This window comes from Sutterella sp. KLE1602 (genome assembly GCF_001578585.1).
GTDB classification, from domain to species: Bacteria; Pseudomonadota; Gammaproteobacteria; order Burkholderiales; family Burkholderiaceae_F; genus Sutterella; species Sutterella wadsworthensis_A.
Genome location: NZ_KQ968560.1, coordinates 31567 through 47023, shown reverse-complemented (window position 1 = coordinate 47023; position 15457 = coordinate 31567). Strand labels below are relative to the sequence as shown.

Here is a 15457-nt window from a genome sequence, read left to right as displayed (position 1 = left end):
CAGAGTCGTTTCCAACCCTAAATGAGGAATAGCCTTTCTCATTCCGAATCGGAGAAATCGACTCTCGATTCGTCCGTCCGGCGGCGGCGATGGAACTTGGGCGTGCTGACGACTTTGACAACGCCGTCCTTCGTCAGGTCAAGGTAGACCCTCGTGTTTCTCAAGATTTCACTGATGAAGGCGGAACCGCCGGCTTCGGCGAGTTTCAAATGCTCCTCTGCCGTCAGTCGGATCGTGACGTTTTTCTTCGGTTCGTTCGCGGCTGTGCGTCCGGAACTCGGTCTTGAGCCGCGTTGCTTGCGGCGATGGATTTCTTCTCTGGTCACTTGGGGTGTCTCGCATCAAATCGTGAACCTGCCGGCCTCGAAGGTTCCGACGCTGGGTTCAACGCTTTCGTAATCCTGTCCTTCGAAAGTCTTGAGCAGAGCTTCGAGGATGAGCTGTGCACCGTCGCAAGGAACGGCCATGCCGATTTGCTTGCGCACGCTCTCCTTCGAGCCGCAGAACACGAAGTCGTCCGGGAAGGTCTGAAGACGAGCGCGTTCACGATTCGTCAGTGCACGGTTTTCGGACCAGTGATAGACGTGCGTGCCGCCGCCCCCCGAGCCGGTGATGGTGTATGCCGGCTTCTTGGAGTCAAGTCGACGGTAAATCTGGGAAAGACGTGCGCCTTTCACGTTGAGGCAAAGCTCGGGCGGGAGCAGGCCGGCTTCTTCAGCCTGCCAGACGTTCATGCCTTCGGGGATGAGGGCAAGGCGCTGCGTGACGGTCTTGCTTTGTGAGGTCCGTTCCTGATTGGCAGCCGTGGGCGGAATGTTGGCCAGAGCTTCGGAACAGGATTTCTGAATGCCTGAAGGCTTGGGGACCTTGAAGGTGAGGCCAAGATCGCCGCGAATCCCGATCATGATGTAACGATGGCGAGCCTGAGGGATGCCGTACTCTTCAAACTTGTAGAGGTGCGCCGTGATGTTGTAGCCGAACTTTCCCGCGTGATTGAGCGCGTCGAGAATCACCTTGAAAGCCTTGCCGTCGTTGGCGGAGCTTAGACCGCTCACATTCTCCGCAAAGAAGAAGAGGGGGTTGGCTCGGTTGATGTACTTGACGCCGTAGGAGTAGAGGCCGCCGTAGTTGCCGTCGAGCCCTTTAGACTCGCCAACTAGCGAAAAGTCGTTGCAGGGGAATCCGTAAAGGAATCCGTCGACAATGGGCAGGCCGTCGATGTCGAGCTCGCGAACGTCCTTACAGATCGAAAGCGCTTCGGGACTGTGCTTGAGAACGTTCTGTTGGTACGTACGGCACGTGTCCGCATCCCAATCTGTTGCCCATAGGTGCTCGAACGAAAAGTTCTTCGATTTCGCGCGATTAAGAGCCGTGCCGATGCCGCCGGGACCAGAGAACATCTCGCCCACACGAAGCGCACGTCCAGGGACGAGCACCGGCATTTTTTCGCCGGCCTCATTCGGACAAGCCGCTTCCTTGACAGCTTGGCCCAGCACGCTCTGGGAAAAATTGACGATCAGCTCGCGAGCTTTGGTAGACGTTGCCACCTGATCCTTCTCGCAAGCCTCGGTAAAATGGGAATACTCCGTCTCCGAGAGACGTACTTTCAATTCTTTATTGCGCACAACGCTCTCCGTTGCAAAGTTTGCTGCCCTATTGTAAGCAACGTTTACGGGAATTGTAGCGCAAAACCTCAAAAAGGGACTGCCGTATGCCGAATCCTAAATTTCGCACGATGTGGATGTTCCCGCGCAACATCCGCAAGATCGAGGCTTGGAAGCTGGTACAGATTTCCCAATTGCTTGAAGCCTGCACGGGCAACACCACCAGTCAGAGCGTGCAGGATCAGCTTTACGACCAGCTTGAAAACCTCGGGCTCAAGTGCAAGGCAAACGCCCATGGCGTGAAGAATCCGGGCGGAATGCGCACGTACCTTGCGCAGCTCTCCTGCCTCGGCCTGTTCTGGCAGGATCATGACCGGGTGTACTCGTCGACCTTCGCGGGCGAAGAGCTCATCAACGCACGTTCCCCTTTGAGGATCCTTCGCTGTCAGCTTCTTCGGATGCAGTATCCGTCCGTCTACGGCTTGGGCCGAAACGTGAGCGTTGATCCTAGCATGAAGGTGAAGCCTTTCGTATTTCTCATCGAACTCTGGCAGGATCCGAGACTCGGTGGCTATCTCACCTGTCTTGACATCGCCGTGGCCGTGGTCTACGGGCGCACGCACAAGTGCCACGATATCTGCGTCGAGAAGATTCTCAAGGTGCGCGAAACGGGCGATCTCGCGACCGTGATCGAGAGCGTGGACGACGTGCGTACGCCAAAGCGTTATCACGAACATAATCCTGAGGAAGACCTTGCCCGAGGCATTCAGGACGCCAAAGATATTGCGAACACGGCCAAGAACTATCTTGAGTCCGCTCAGTTGATCGTGACCAATGCGGAAGACAACAAGCGCTTCGAACTCAATGAGGACGTCTGCGTGCAGGGAGATATCTGCACTTGGATGGACGAAAGAATCGAACCTCTGGATCCCGACCATCAGGCCGCATGGCAACAGCGCTTCGGGCGCTACACGAAGACCAAATCCATCCGCTCGCGCTCCACGCAGCAGATCAACGGCGAGAAGGCTCTGGTGTGCTCGAACTTCATCAACGCGGTCACGGAAGCACCCTACGCCTTCAATCTGCAGGCCTTCATCAACGATCAAGCGGCCACTTACGGTAAGACGCCCGCCGAGATCGGGCTTCTCATCAGTGGCGTGCGGGACCGCGTAGCGAACATCGAGCGCGACACCATCAAGCAGGCCGCCGCTTCAGGCGGCAGAGAGGCCATTGCGTTGGAGAAGGCTGTGACGGGCATCTTCCGAAAGCTCGGCTTCGATCTCTCCGAACACATCGGCCAGAAGACGGCAAGCAATCGCGAGGGCGGATATCCGGACATCCGCATCAGGGCTTCGGGCATGACTGAATGCGGGTTCGGAGACAGCAAGGCTACTATGAACTACGACCTGCCGCTCAACGACACAATCAAGCTCAAAACCTACTACAAGGACTGTTGGCAGGAGTTTGACGACAAGACGCCCTCCAGGTTCTTCCTCTACATCGCAGGCGGATTCGGGAAGTCGGCCAAGGCCGTGGAGAGTTCTCTTCAGAAATGCACCGAAAGCTACGGACAACCGGTTTCGGCGGTGACGGTCGACGCGCTCCTCGATCTCGTGGAGATGACGAATCCGCCGCCGGCGGCGAAGCTCATGGACGCCTTCAAGAAGGGCGGCTATTTCGCGAGCTGCGTTGATGTCCAGAACGCGTAGCGGAATACCTATGCCTACGTCGACCTCGAACGTACGAACGGCGGTGACAGGTGCGACATTGCACACGTGCTTCATAAGAATTCCATAACCGGTGATGGATGGATGGCTTTCTTCTGTTGAAAGCCGGTATGCCAGACTCTCTTAATCAAAACAAGAACAATGTCCAAGAAACAACGCCCAAAGAAGAAGTACAAGCCCAAGAACGTGGCCGTTCCGCCTTATCTGAACTCGTTGGATGCGTATTCTCAGCGCACCGACATTGATCCCCGGGACGGAGACCGCACCTTCCTGCTTCAGGTTGCGAATCGGACGGTCTCCGAAGGCGACTTGGCCATCAACTGCTACTCGATCCAAGCGGCATGGGCCTTGGCGGAGAAAATGGAGAATACATCGGAAATCCGCAAGTGCCTGTCAGACGGCTTTGCGGCTGTCGGCGCGTATCTCGACGTCGAGACGCGCGAAGAGAAGTTCACGCCTGAGGTCTTCGAGATGCTGTCGCAAGCTATTGAGACCACTCGAAGCATTTTTGAGAACTCCGGGCAAGTCGAACGCGCTCAGGCGCTTAATGCGGCTCTCAGAGGCCAGGTGAACATCAGAATCTGACCCGCAAGCACAACGTAACCTCAACCCCGAAGGACATCCCCTTTCGGTTTTTTTTCTTGCCTGCCATGGTTCCAAAAAGTGTCCAAAGAGGAGGGCGATGAAGGGAAAAACTATCGCCATACGAGGGGGAGATAAGAGATGCTTCTCGGCTGTTGACGGTTCGACTTCGAACCGAACGACCGTGCAGAACACGGGTGTTCTGTCTGTTGATTCGACGAAGAATCTCTCGATTCAGAACAAGGGGACGGTGGTTGCCAATGAGGTTTCAATCGGTGCTCTGGATCGCGTTGAGAATGGCGGTACGCTCGTTGCCGACAAGTTCAAGTCCAATGGCGTTCTGATAAATCGCGGCAACGGCCAGCTCGTGATCGGCATTGTTGCCAAGGTTTCCTATCTGACGAAGCATCTGGAAGTGGCCAAGGAGATGTACGACGCGGGCGAAACGTTGCCCGAAGCTGTCATTGAAGCGTTGAAGTCTGCGGGGATGATCCCGGCTGAGGCTGGGGCAAATGAAGCGGCATTGATGATGCTGTCGCGTGACGACCGCGCTCTTCCCGACGAGGAAGATGCGATTGCGCTTGCCGATAACGAAGACGAGGGCGAAGCACCGGCGGCGGATGAACCTGCTGAAACCGCAGAATCTACCGATATGTCGTCTTCTGCTTCCGAAACGAACGCCCCGGTTCGAACGCTCGAAGACCTGATCCGCGAATCCCGCGAACGTGCGGCCCGCGAGGCTGCGCGGGTGCATCGCACGATCCCGACAACTGTTGGCGCTCTCACGTCTGCGGCTCGCGGGGCGGCCTCTCAGACGATGGCTTCCATAGAGTCGCAGGCGCAAGCGGCAGTTACGGGCTTGTGGGCCGATGCGGGTTACGGCAAGACTGAATTTGATGCTTATCGCACAGATCGAAGCGGCCTGCTTTTCGGCGTTCAGGGTTCAACTGAAACCCTCACGCTTGGTGCTGTTCTGAGCGCGGGTACGGGCAATGTCAAGAGTGACAACCTTGCATCTCAGGACTGGAACGACGTTGGCGGTTCGGTTTACGGTGCATATCGCTTCGGTCCTGCGGCTCTCACGGCTTCGGCCTTGTATGAACGCCATGAGGGCAAGGCACAGGGGCAGAAGCGTCATGCGGACGTGTTGGGCGCATCTGCGAAGGTCTCTGTTGATGCCATGCTTGGCAGCATGACGGTGACGCCGTATGCAGGCTGGCGCGTGATCGGAGTGGACCATGCCGATGCTGAGGATCGCGTCGTCGTACATGAATTCCCGATCGGATTCAGGGCCAAGGGCAGCTTTGATGCGGGTGCCTGGAAACTCTCGCCGGTGGTGGACGCTGCGTTCGTTCCGCAGACAGGCGATACAAAGGTTCGTCTTGCCGGTACGAATACGAAGTCAGTGATTTCGGGTGGCTCTGCCGTGACTTATCGTGCCGGTCTTTCTGCTGAAAAGGGCAATCTGGCATTCGGATTGAACTACAGCGGCTCGACGGGCGACGACGGACTGCAAAGTTACAGCGTACAGGCGAACGTGCGCCTCGCCTTCTAACCCGCCTTCATCTCAATGAAAAAGCCTCGCCACTTTTGTCTGTGGTCGAGGCTTTTTCTTATTTTAAGCCGTTCAAAACCCAATACTTGTTCTTGCCCGGATTGCTTTCATTGGAAGCAGTCAAACTTTCATCAATGATGACGCTGGTCTTTGAGGTTCTGGTCGCGAGGAAAGCAGTTTCTGCTTTTGCAGGAATGCGCCGACTTGACGGCGCATTCCCTCTTTCTCCCAGAAAGCAAAATCGGCTTTCAAGCCTGTCAGGGCGCACTTGACACCTGAGTAATCTTTGCTCCGTCAATTATTTCCGGGAGTCACTCATGTCGCTTAATTCGTTTCTGGGCAGGCAGTTTTCCCACGAAGGTCGGGCCGGGCGTCTTGAATTTTTTGCCTATTTCGTGGCGGGGCTTGTCTCGAACCTGATTCTCATCGCGCCGTTTCTCTGGGTGTCTTGGGAATACATCAACGCGTCCATCGACTTTGGCCCCGACGTGGCGCTGATGATGAGCGAAGAGGACGAATTTACCTTCTTTGCCGCAGGCGCTTTCTATGTCTGGCTCTACGTCTGGAGCGGCTTGCTGCTCGCACTTGGCGTTGCCTACCTGATGACACTCTGCCGCCGTCTGTCCGACATCGGCTGGTCGAAGTGGTGGGTGTTGGTCATCGGGCTGCCGATCATCAACCTTCTGTTCGTTCTGCTCCTCTGCATCTGGCCGGGCAAGAAGGATTCGCAAGTCGACATTCACCCGCGCACCGAATAGAAAGCAGATTTTACTTTCAAGCGCGTCAGTGACATTTGACAAATTTTTTAGAGTTTGATCCGACACGTTTTTTAACTTCTGGTGACTTCTATGAAGGAAACACGCATTCCGACGCGAGCCGATATGCCGCCCTACCTCCTTGTGTGGTCGAGCGACGAGTGCATGCCGGTGCTCCTTGGTCTCGGTATCGGGATCATGCTCAATCAGGTTTTCATCTGCACGACTGTTGGTCTGGTCGTTGCGCACTTCTATCGCAAGTTCCGCGATCTGCATCCGGACGGTTACCTCTTTCATCTGCTCTATTGGTATGGCTTCGGATTTACCCGTAGCAAATCCATGATCAACCCGTGGATCAAGCGACTGATTCCGTAAACGAAGAACAAGAAAAAATGGACTTAAAGCGTTATCTCTCTACGTTCCACGGTCTCAAGACCGAAGCGTACTTTTCCCGCATGGTCACGACGGTTCTCTTGTGCCTGTGCTTCTTTCTGGTGGCCGTTCTGGCCACGCGTCCGACGATTGTGACGATCCAGCCGTGGACGCTTGCCGAAGACGCTCAAGTGACGCGTGACGATGCATCGCGCTCCTACATCGAAGCGTGGGGCTTTGCTCTGGCCGAACTGATCGGCAACGTGAGTCCCGGCAACGTTACCTTCATCGGTGACCGTTTGAAGCCGCTTCTGGATCCGAAGATCTACCACACCGTGCTCGAAGGTCTGGAATCCAATGCTCAGGGGCTGATGGACGATCGCGTGACGATGCGCTTTGAGCCGCGTCGCGTCACGTACGAAAAGTCTTCCGGCAAGGTCTTCGTGACGGGCTACAGCTTCATTCGTCAGGGCTTGAGCTTCGAAGCCGAAAAGCGTGAGGAACGCACCTATGAGTTTGTGATCCGCATTGCGAACTACGCCCCGCTCATCAAGTCCATTGATACCTATCTGGGCAATCCCAAGACGCGTGACGTGCTTGAGAAGAATGAACTGCGCCAGCAACGCGATGAGCAGAAGCGTCAGGAACAGATCAAGGAACGCGCTCGCTACAAGGAGCCGGAAGCCGACCGTCGCGAAACGACGGAAGCCGATACGAAGCTCTAACGCCCCAAAGAACAGGAGAACTCCAATGAAGCTCACTCACATTGCTGCGGCGGTGGCGGTTGCTTTGCTTTCGAGCAATGCGGCACTGGCTGCCGAAGGCGAAAGCGCGGTGACGAGCGCTGTCAAAAGCGTCGTGAAGACCGTTTCCGAAGCCGATGCGCAGTCCAAGCAAACGGCCAAGTCCAAGCAGGAATCGGCCCAAAAGCAGGCCGAAGATGAAGGCTACGTTGCCGTCCCGGCGAAGTACCTGCGCACGAACGCCGACCCTGCCGCCAAGCAACAGGCGGTCGAACAGATGAAGAGGAACGTCAAGGCTGAAGACAAGGCGGCGGAGGAATCGCGCCGCAAGCCCGACACCGTGCCGGTCGGCCAAGTGCAGATCAATACGAAGGGAACCATTGCGATCAAGCCGGGCGAGAACGTCTTCATCCCGATTTCGCGTGAGCATCCGAACAGAATTTTGACGCCGTTCAAGAATCCGCAGATCGTCTCGACGTCGCTCTTTACGAGCAAGAAGAAGGGAGATTGCGGCGAAGCCTGCGTGCGCGACGGCGTGATCTACATCACGACCGATTCGCCTTCCGCCGTGACGGCCTTCATCACCGAGAAGGGGCATGAAGACATCGCGTTTTCGATCACGATGGTGCCTCAGGCCATTCCGCCGCGTGAAGTTCGCTTTACGCTGCCGCCCGATGTGGTGGAACGCCTCAATTCACGCAGTGCCGCCAACGGCGGCCTGAAGAAGGCTCAGGCATGGGAACAGTCCCAGCCGTATGTGGAAACGATTCGTCAGGCCCTGCGCGGCGTGGCGCTCGGCCAAGTGCCGTCGGGGTATTCGATGCGCAAGATACGCGTGACGGATCCGCTTCCGACGTGCAAGCATCTCGGTCTTGACTTCAAGTGGGACGGCGGTCAGCTTCTCGAAGGCTACAACCTCGACATCTATGTGGGCGTCGTGAAAAACGTTGCCGATTCGCCTGTTGAGTTTCGCAACCAGAATTGCGGCGGCTGGCGTACGGCTGCCGTTACGACCTGGCCGCTTTCGGTGCTTCAGCCGGGACAGCAGGCCGAGATCTACGTGGTCGTGAAGCGTCAGGAAGACGTGCCGGACGAACTCGTTCGCAAGCCGCTCATCCCCCGTGAATACAACTGATGGGGGAGTGAGATGGCATTCAACATGACTAATGCGCTCGCCAAGATGTCGCCGAGAACAAAGCAACTCTCGGTTATAGCGCTCGCGGTTGCCGCCTTGGGCGGCGTGCTGTACCTGTCGCTGGCAGGCACGGAAGAGGGCGTCAAGGAGCGTTGGAACACTAAGACGGACAAACAGGTCAATGTGATCACGGACCAGAGCAACAAGAACATGGGTCTTGAAGCCATGGCGGGTCGCATCAAGTTCCTTGACCGTTCAAACCGTCAGCTTCAGCAGCAGATCGAGCGCCTTGAGAAGGAGCGTGCGGCGGAGAAGACCGACGCCTCTCAGGAACGTATGTGGCGCGAGCGCTTTGATGCTCTGAGTAACGAAATCAACACGTTGCGTGCGCAGCAGAAGGATCAGCAGGTCCGCATCGATCAGCAGAGCAAGGCCGCTGCCAAGGGGCAGGGTGATCAATCCATCGACGACCCATTTCAGGTTCGCGAGCAAAAGCGCCGTGAATTGATGGGCGACGAGATGGAAGCCGAGCTCATGGGCCGCAAGGGCAAGGGCGCAACCCGTCCGTCATCGCGCAACGGCGCGGTGCGGATCGGCATCGTGGGCGAAGAGGGTGAAGAGGAGGAAGAAGCAGCTTCCGATCAGGAAACGCAGGCGCAGGAGGTCTCGCAAACGGCCTACATCCCTGCCGGCTCGATTCTCACCGGCACGCTCATCACCGGTGCTGACTTCCCGACGGGCAAGGGGTCGTACGACAACCCGACACCCTCCCTGATTCGTCTTTCGAAGCATGCGATTTTGCCCAACCGCTATACGTCTGACGTGCGCGAGTGCTTCCTTCTGGTGGGCGGTCGAGGCGAACTGGCGAGTGAGCGCGCCAAACTTCGCGGCGAAACGCTCTCCTGCATTCGAAACGACGGCGGTGTCATTCAGACGAAGTTGAACAGCTATGTCTCGGGTGAGGACGGCAAGGAAGGCATCAAGGGGCGCCTTGTGTCAAAGCAGGGCCAGTTGATCGCTCGCACGATGGTCGCCGGCTTCCTGTCCGGCATGTCTGAAGCCTTTGACTATTCGCAGGTGTCGGTGCTTTCGACGACTGCAGACTCAAAGGTGCAGTACCAGAAGAACTTCAGTACGGAAGCGGCCAAGGGAGGCTTTGCGACCGGTCTTCAGAACTCGCTTGACCGCGTCGCTCAGTTCTACATGGACTTGGCCGATGAAATGGTTCCGGTCGTTGAAATCAACGCGGGCCGCCAGGTCGATGTCGTGGTGATTACGGGTACGACGCTCAACGTGACGGCTCAGACCCAAGTCGCCAAGAATCCCACCCATACCGGGAGCTAAGTCAATAACCCCTGCCTAAAGGCAGAGGCTTGAAAGAGCCTTTATTGACTAGCCTCAGCGCCCCTCTTTCGAGAGGCGCTACGTTGGTTGGGAATGTATAGGCACCGTGGGATGTACATCCTAGTTCCACGCTCTGCGGCCTGTGATTAAAAGCTCTGAGAGGTAGGAGCGGTGTTGCAGGCACCAAACCCCTTCCAACATTGGCGAAGGATGTCAACCGGCCTTCGGGCCGCGTAAGCGGAGCCTGCGGGTATCCGCAAAGATTTAACCGAACTTAGAAAGGAGGACGGCGCTTCCTCCCCTGTTTAAAAACAGAGGTTTCCGCGCCGAATTTCTATGAATTTCAAACGTGTTTTTCTCTCGGTCTCCGTGGCTGGTCTCTTCAGCTCGATGCTTTCGGGTTGCGGCTCCATTGGTGTGGGTGAAGAGGAATTTGCCTGTACGGGCATGCCCGGCAGCGTGTACTGCCACTCGGCTCGCGACGTCTACGAAAAGACGAATGACGGCGTTGTGCCGTCGCCCGTCGGCAAGAAGGACGGCTCCTACAACGAAGAGTGTGAGGACTGCGTTCGTGCCGAGGACGTGAATCCCGAGCTTGCCGTTGAGGAAGATGAAAACAGCCGCTACGCCGTAGGCGTCGGTGTGGGCAGGCCTTCGAAGGCGGCTTCCGAAGAATGGATTGACGTTGTTGACACGAAGACGGGCGAAAAGAAGGTGATTCGCCGCAAGACGCTTGAGGTCAACAACGACGAAGTGATCAACAACTATGTCGCTCCGCGTCTGCCGAGCGAACCGGTTCCTATTAGAACGCCGGCTCAGATCATGCGCATCTGGGTCGCGCCCTATGTGGACACGAACGGCGATTTGGTTGCCCCCGGGTTCGTGTACACCGAAATTGAGCCTCGTCGCTGGATTTATCCTGGCGACGAACAGGGTGGCAACAGCAAGATGTTCGCGCCGCTTCAGGCTACGAGCAGTTATCCCGCATACAAGGCTCCCAAGAAGGAGGCTTACAACAGCCTCGAAAAACTCAAGAGAGACCAAATGCGTAATCACTAAAACTCAGTTTTTAGGAGACATTCCAATGAACTTCAAGTCTATCGGCAAGGTCGCTCTTGCCTGCGGTCTCTTCGCCGGCGCAGCTGCTGTTTACGCCGGCGTTGGTGGCACCACTCCGGGCGGTTCCGAATTTGACGACATCTGGACGCTCATCCAGGGTTGGTCGCAGGGCGTTCTCGGTCGCATCATCGCGCTCGGCGCTCTGATCGTCGGCATCGCCTTCGGCCTTGTTCGTCAGTCCGTCGTGGCTGCCGTCATCGGCATCTCGATGGCCATCGTTCTCCAGTACGGTCCGGACGTCATCGAAGGCATCGTGACCTCCACGGCTGTTGGTGCTGACCTCGCTCAGGTCGCGCTTCTTGACAACGGCATGGATGTTGCCAACCTCGTGAAGTAAGCCTTCCTGCCTAAGCACAAGCGTTCCTGTCGACCCCTCCGAAGAGGACAAGGAGAGGTCGGCAGGGCGTTTTGGCGTGGGACTAGCCAAGGATTCCGCCCGCAACAAAGCCTTGGGCGGGCGTAACGATGGAAGGGGCTGGTTCCACACCAAAACGGCTTTCAAAGAGCTGTTCGGGCGTTTTAACGTCAGCACTCTCGATGCGCGGTTTCTGTTTCTGAAAACAGCGCATCGAGCTTCCGACCGATCCATCCGGTTTTCATCCACATAAGGCAAACAGCATCATGAACACTAGCTTCAAGCGCACTCTCATTACGGTTGCCGTGGCTGCGGCGACGGCTATTACGGCGGCTTCGTCCTATGCGGCGGGCACGATTGAAGACTTTCAGGCACGCGTCAACAAAATCGCCGCTGAAAAGGGTGTGCCGGCTCCGGACGTGAAGAAGGATCTTGAAGCGCAGGCGCGTGTGGACGCTCAGGAAGAGCAGACCCGCGAGGCTTTGGCCAAGGTCTCGCCCATCGAGCGCATCGTGGCCATTGATGCCGACGTCATTCGCGCCATCAAGTCCAAGGACGGCAAGATCATGTATCTCGTCGACAACGGTCGCTTTGCCTTCATCGGCAAGATGGTAGACGTTTGGAACCGCAAGGAGCTGTCCACGATTGAAGACATTGCCGATGCCGTGAGCCACATTGATCTGAAGCGCGTCGGCTTCAAGCTCGATCAGGTGAATCACATTTCCGTGGGCTCCGGCGCAAAGCAGGTGGTGGCCTTTGTGGACCCGCAGTGCGGCTGGTGCCACAAGCTCGTCGGCGAGCTCAATGCCAATCCCGACTACTACAAGAACTACACTTGGAACTTCGTGATCCTCCCGGTGCTCGGCGACCGTTCCGTGCAGCTTTCCAAGAAGCTCCACTGCGCCAAGACGACGGATCAGGGTGAGAAGTTCAAGGCGTTCCAAGGCGGCTTCCGCGCCATCGAGGCGCTTGAGCAGCAGAGCGATTGCGACATGACCAACTTCGAGTCCACCCTGACGGTCGCTCGCGCCTTGGGCGTGCAGGGCGTGCCGATGGTGATCGCGCCCGACGGTCGTTTCGAACGCGGCAAGCCCCGCGACCTGAAGGCGTTCCTTGAGCCCGCCGCTCCGAAGGCGAGCACGGCTTCCACGACGGATGCCGCTCAGGCCGCCGCCAAGGCCGAACCCGCTCCGGCTACCAAATAAGTGGCCAGCAAAGAGGTCAATGTATGGACGTTTTCAAACTCAAGCGCTTTACGGACGAGGGGCTGCTGACGGACGACATTCGTGCGGAACAGCTCATTTCGCCCTTGGCGGTCGACAACGAACATCGCATCTTCATGTGCGATGACAAGACGCTGGGTTTCTGCTTCGAATGCCAGCCGCTCACGGGCGGCGGCGAGAAGGAGCATGAAAAGTTCGACCAGCTTTTCAGTCAGAACTTTCCTTCCAACATGACGATGAGCTTCCTGCTCTTTCGCTCGCCCGACATCGAGGAAAACCTCCTTGTCGCCGAGCGGATGCGCATGAATCACCGGCATCCTCTGTTGACGCCGGTGTTCGAGGAGCGCATGAGGTGGCTGAGGAAGCACACGGATGAGGAAATCGTTGGCACGGCTTTGAACGGTGCGGTCTTCAACGTCGGACGCGTCGTCGACCTGAAGCTGATTGTGAGCGTCAAGATCCCGTTCTCTGGCGAAGAGCCAAGCGAAGACGATATGGAAGACTGCCTTGACTGGGCGACCAAGATCGTCTCGGTCTTGAAGTCCGTCGGCTTTGCTCCGTATCAGATGGATGCGAATCGCTACGTGCGCTTTGTGAATACGTTCCTCAACTGGAATGCACGTGCGACATGGCGTCAGGGCTATCGACCGCTCTGGGAAAAGGACAAGCCTATTCCGCCGCAGTGTTTTGATCCTGATTCCGGGGTCATGATCGCCAATCCGAACTTTTTCACGTTGGGCGAAGACGCCTACGTTAAGGTGCTCTCCGCCAAGAAGATGCCCGAAGCCATGTATTTCGGCAATGCCATCGACTACGTGGGTGACCTGCATGGCAACAACAGCGGCATTCACCAGAACTACGCCGTCTGTTGCAACATCATCTTCCCGGACGTCTCCAAAATGAAGGGGACGCTTGAGAAGAAGCGCACGTGGGCCAACAATCAGGCTTTCGGCCCGTTGCTTAAGTTCGACCCGATCCTCGGCGACATCAAAAAGTCGTTCGATACGATTTACGATTCGCTCAACAACGGTTCTCGTCCTCTGAAGACGAGTTTCCACGTGATCGTTTTCGGAAAATCCGAAAAGGAAGTTACGTCCACGGCTTCGGCTGCGGAATCCTTCTGGTCCGACCAGCACTTCACACTCAAAGAAGACCGGTACGTGATGCTTCCGATCTTCAAGAACTGTCTGCCGCTTTGTTGCGACCGGTTCGCCATCAGCGAACTCTGGCGCTACAAGACGATGACGAGCCGCGAGGTCCCGGTCATTCTGCCGCTCTTCGGCGAAGCCAAGGGGACGGGTACGCCGCACGTGGAACTCCTGAGCCGAAACGGGCAGGTGATGAGCCTGTCGCTGCATGACTCTTCGACGAACCAGAACGGCGTGATTGCGGCGGAATCGGGCTCCGGCAAGTCGTTCCTTCTCAATGAGCTCATTCTCTCCTATATGTCCGAAGGCGCTCGCGTCTGGGTGATCGACGCTGGTAAGTCCTACAAGAAGCTCTGCGAATCGCTCGACGGCGACTTTGTGGAATTCTCGGACCGAAGCAAGATCTCCCTTAACCCGTTCGAGACCATCGTCAACTGGAACGACGAAGAAGATGCCGTGGTGAATCTGGTGGCGACGATGGCCTCGATGGAAGGCAAGCTCGATGACTATCAGATTGCGGCCCTCAAGGGCCACATGCATCAGATCTGGAACGAGACCTACGAGGAGGGCAAGAAGCAGGTACAGGGGACGCTCGATGCCATCAACGCGGCCTATGAGCACAAGATCGAACAGGCTCTGCAAATCTCGGATCGACGCAAGGCGGATGCGATGGTCGAAGACCTTGAGCGCAAGCGCGACCTTGATCTGATGCAGGCCATGCCGCCGTCGACCATGAGCATCGACCTCATTGCCGAACGTTGTCTGAGGGATTCGGACCCCCGCGTGCGCGACGTCGGCGTGCAGTTGGGCTCCTTTACGTCGAAGTCTTCCTATGGTCGCTTCTTCTCTGGCCACAACAACGCAAACTTCAAGAACGACTTGACCGTTCTCGAACTCGACGAACTTCAAGGCCGAAAGCATCTGCGTCAAGTGGTGCTGTTGCAGCTCATTTCGCAGATTCAGCGTGAGATTTTCCTCGGTGAGCGCGACCGCAAGAAAATCGTCATCATCGACGAAGCGTGGGACCTCCTGAAGGAAGGCGAAGTCTCCGTCTTTATGGAACACGCCTACCGCAAGTTCCGAAAATACGGCGGTTCAGCCATCATTGCCACGCAGTCCGTCCAGGACTTGTACGGCAACTCAGTGGGCAAGGCCATCAGTTCGAACTCGGCCAACATGTTCCTTCTCGGCCAGAAGCCGACGACGCTTGAACAGGTTCGCAAGGACAATCAACTCGTGATGGAGGACTGGGCCTTCAACATGCTCAAGTCCGTGCATACGGAAGCGGGCGTCTTCTCGGAAATCTTCGTGAGCGTTGGTCAGCTTCAATGCGTTGGTCGCTTGATCGTGTCGGACTTCCAGAAGCTGCTCTACTCGACCGCTCCCAACGACGTCAACGACATCAAGCAGTACCAGTCACAGGGCATGGGCATTCAGGACGCAATCAATGCGGTTCTTCGTGACCGCGAAGCTCGCCGACGGTATTGATCTGGGCAAAAAGCTCTTGGGAGAGAGGAAAAAGGCCGCTGTTCAGCAAGAACGGTCGGCCATTTTTTCTTGTGTGGCACAGGGATTTTGGAGATGCGGAGGGATTCCGTTCCTGAACCCTGTCCGCTTTTTCAGGACTTGTAATGTAACGACGTACTGTATCGGTAAGTGTTACGGCATAAAAAAGATCGGCAACCAGGATACCTTCGAAACCATTCGTTTCGCCCAACATAAAGCGCCACAGCGGTTTCAAAAGCGAGTTTTGCTTTCAAGTGTGCCAGATGGGGTTGGCCAACTGCCTATGCTC

At 56.6% G+C, this 15457-nt stretch carries 15 protein-coding genes; 12 read left to right on the top strand and 3 right to left on the bottom strand.

All coding sequences use genetic code 11. The features are described 5' to 3' along the window. Positions 1–38: 38 nt before the first annotated feature. Together HMPREF3036_RS11935 and HMPREF3036_RS08130 are read right to left on the bottom strand one after the other, a co-directional pair. A complete protein-coding gene (locus HMPREF3036_RS11935; protein WP_156469797.1) occupies positions 39–326 on the bottom strand; it encodes a hypothetical protein in 288 nt (95 codons plus the stop codon). Positions 327–341: 15 nt separating this feature from the next. Next, a complete protein-coding gene (locus HMPREF3036_RS08130; protein WP_231853608.1) occupies positions 342–1625 on the bottom strand; it encodes a DNA cytosine methyltransferase in 1284 nt (427 codons plus the stop codon). 86 nt (positions 1626–1711) lie between these two features. On the opposite strand from HMPREF3036_RS08130, the gene HMPREF3036_RS08125 reads away from it, so the two are divergent. The 12 genes from HMPREF3036_RS08125 to HMPREF3036_RS08070 all read left to right on the top strand — a co-directional run bounded on the left by HMPREF3036_RS08125 (position 1712) and on the right by HMPREF3036_RS08070 (position 15150). Then, a complete protein-coding gene (locus HMPREF3036_RS08125) occupies positions 1712–3313 on the top strand; it encodes a hypothetical protein (RefSeq protein WP_156469796.1) in 1602 nt (533 codons plus the stop codon). A gap of 159 nt (positions 3314–3472) precedes the next feature. Beyond that, on the top strand, positions 3473–3916 hold the full coding sequence (locus HMPREF3036_RS08120; RefSeq protein WP_062333467.1) for a hypothetical protein: 444 nt from the start codon (positions 3473–3475) through the stop codon (positions 3914–3916). Between the two features lie 181 nt (positions 3917–4097). Continuing rightward, complete coding sequence (locus HMPREF3036_RS08115) at positions 4098–5468, top strand: autotransporter outer membrane beta-barrel domain-containing protein (protein ID WP_197457972.1); 1371 nt, start codon at positions 4098–4100, stop codon at positions 5466–5468. A gap of 317 nt (positions 5469–5785) precedes the next feature. Then, a complete protein-coding gene (locus HMPREF3036_RS08110) occupies positions 5786–6226 on the top strand; it encodes a DUF805 domain-containing protein (RefSeq protein WP_062333460.1) in 441 nt (146 codons plus the stop codon). Between the two features lie 90 nt (positions 6227–6316). After that, on the top strand, positions 6317–6598 hold the full coding sequence (gene traL / locus HMPREF3036_RS08105; RefSeq protein ID WP_062333457.1) for a type IV conjugative transfer system protein TraL: 282 nt from the start codon (positions 6317–6319) through the stop codon (positions 6596–6598). Positions 6599–6615: 17 nt separating this feature from the next. Beyond that, complete coding sequence (locus HMPREF3036_RS08100; protein ID WP_082897427.1) at positions 6616–7320, top strand: TraE/TraK family type IV conjugative transfer system protein; 705 nt, start codon at positions 6616–6618, stop codon at positions 7318–7320. Positions 7321–7345: 25 nt separating this feature from the next. Beyond that, positions 7346–8473, top strand: coding sequence for a TraK domain-containing protein (locus HMPREF3036_RS08095; protein WP_197457971.1), 1128 nt, complete (start codon positions 7346–7348; stop codon positions 8471–8473). A 12-nt stretch (positions 8474–8485) separates the two neighbouring features. Further along, positions 8486–9817, top strand: a complete 1332-nt coding sequence (locus HMPREF3036_RS08090; protein ID WP_082897426.1) for a TraB/TrbI/VirB10 family type IV secretion system protein — start codon at positions 8486–8488, stop codon at positions 9815–9817. 336 nt (positions 9818–10153) lie between these two features. Continuing rightward, positions 10154–10876, top strand: coding sequence for a TraV family lipoprotein (locus HMPREF3036_RS08085; protein ID WP_062333449.1), 723 nt, complete (start codon positions 10154–10156; stop codon positions 10874–10876). Positions 10877–10901: 25 nt separating this feature from the next. After that, positions 10902–11273, top strand: coding sequence for a TraA family conjugative transfer protein (gene traA / locus HMPREF3036_RS08080; RefSeq protein WP_062333446.1), 372 nt, complete (start codon positions 10902–10904; stop codon positions 11271–11273). Between the two features lie 284 nt (positions 11274–11557). Beyond that, complete coding sequence (locus tag HMPREF3036_RS08075; RefSeq protein WP_062333444.1) at positions 11558–12496, top strand: thioredoxin fold domain-containing protein; 939 nt, start codon at positions 11558–11560, stop codon at positions 12494–12496. A gap of 23 nt (positions 12497–12519) precedes the next feature. Beyond that, the gene (locus HMPREF3036_RS08070; RefSeq protein WP_062333441.1) at positions 12520–15150 is read left to right on the top strand and encodes a TraC family protein; all 2631 of its coding nucleotides are present in this window, start codon (positions 12520–12522) and stop codon (positions 15148–15150) included. On the opposite strand, the gene HMPREF3036_RS11930 is transcribed toward HMPREF3036_RS08070, so the two are convergent. After that, a complete protein-coding gene (locus HMPREF3036_RS11930) occupies positions 15107–15403 on the bottom strand; it encodes a hypothetical protein (RefSeq protein WP_156469794.1) in 297 nt (98 codons plus the stop codon). The two genes, HMPREF3036_RS08070 and HMPREF3036_RS11930, sit on opposite strands and share 44 nt — an antisense overlap. Positions 15404–15457: the final 54 nt, after the last annotated feature.

Coding starts and splice junctions, on each gene's coding strand:
- HMPREF3036_RS08125 (WP_156469796.1), top strand. CDS start 1,712: ATGCCGAATCCTAAATTTCGCACGATGTGGATGTTCCCGCGCAACATC.
- HMPREF3036_RS08120 (WP_062333467.1), top strand. CDS start 3,473: ATGTCCAAGAAACAACGCCCAAAGAAGAAGTACAAGCCCAAGAACGTG.
- HMPREF3036_RS08110 (WP_062333460.1), top strand. CDS start 5,786: ATGTCGCTTAATTCGTTTCTGGGCAGGCAGTTTTCCCACGAAGGTCGG.
- traL (WP_062333457.1), top strand. CDS start 6,317: ATGAAGGAAACACGCATTCCGACGCGAGCCGATATGCCGCCCTACCTC.
- HMPREF3036_RS08100 (WP_082897427.1), top strand. CDS start 6,616: ATGGACTTAAAGCGTTATCTCTCTACGTTCCACGGTCTCAAGACCGAA.
- HMPREF3036_RS08095 (WP_197457971.1), top strand. CDS start 7,346: ATGAAGCTCACTCACATTGCTGCGGCGGTGGCGGTTGCTTTGCTTTCG.
- HMPREF3036_RS08090 (WP_082897426.1), top strand. CDS start 8,486: ATGGCATTCAACATGACTAATGCGCTCGCCAAGATGTCGCCGAGAACA.
- HMPREF3036_RS08085 (WP_062333449.1), top strand. CDS start 10,154: ATGAATTTCAAACGTGTTTTTCTCTCGGTCTCCGTGGCTGGTCTCTTC.
- traA (WP_062333446.1), top strand. CDS start 10,902: ATGAACTTCAAGTCTATCGGCAAGGTCGCTCTTGCCTGCGGTCTCTTC.
- HMPREF3036_RS08075 (WP_062333444.1), top strand. CDS start 11,558: ATGAACACTAGCTTCAAGCGCACTCTCATTACGGTTGCCGTGGCTGCG.
- HMPREF3036_RS08070 (WP_062333441.1), top strand. CDS start 12,520: ATGGACGTTTTCAAACTCAAGCGCTTTACGGACGAGGGGCTGCTGACG.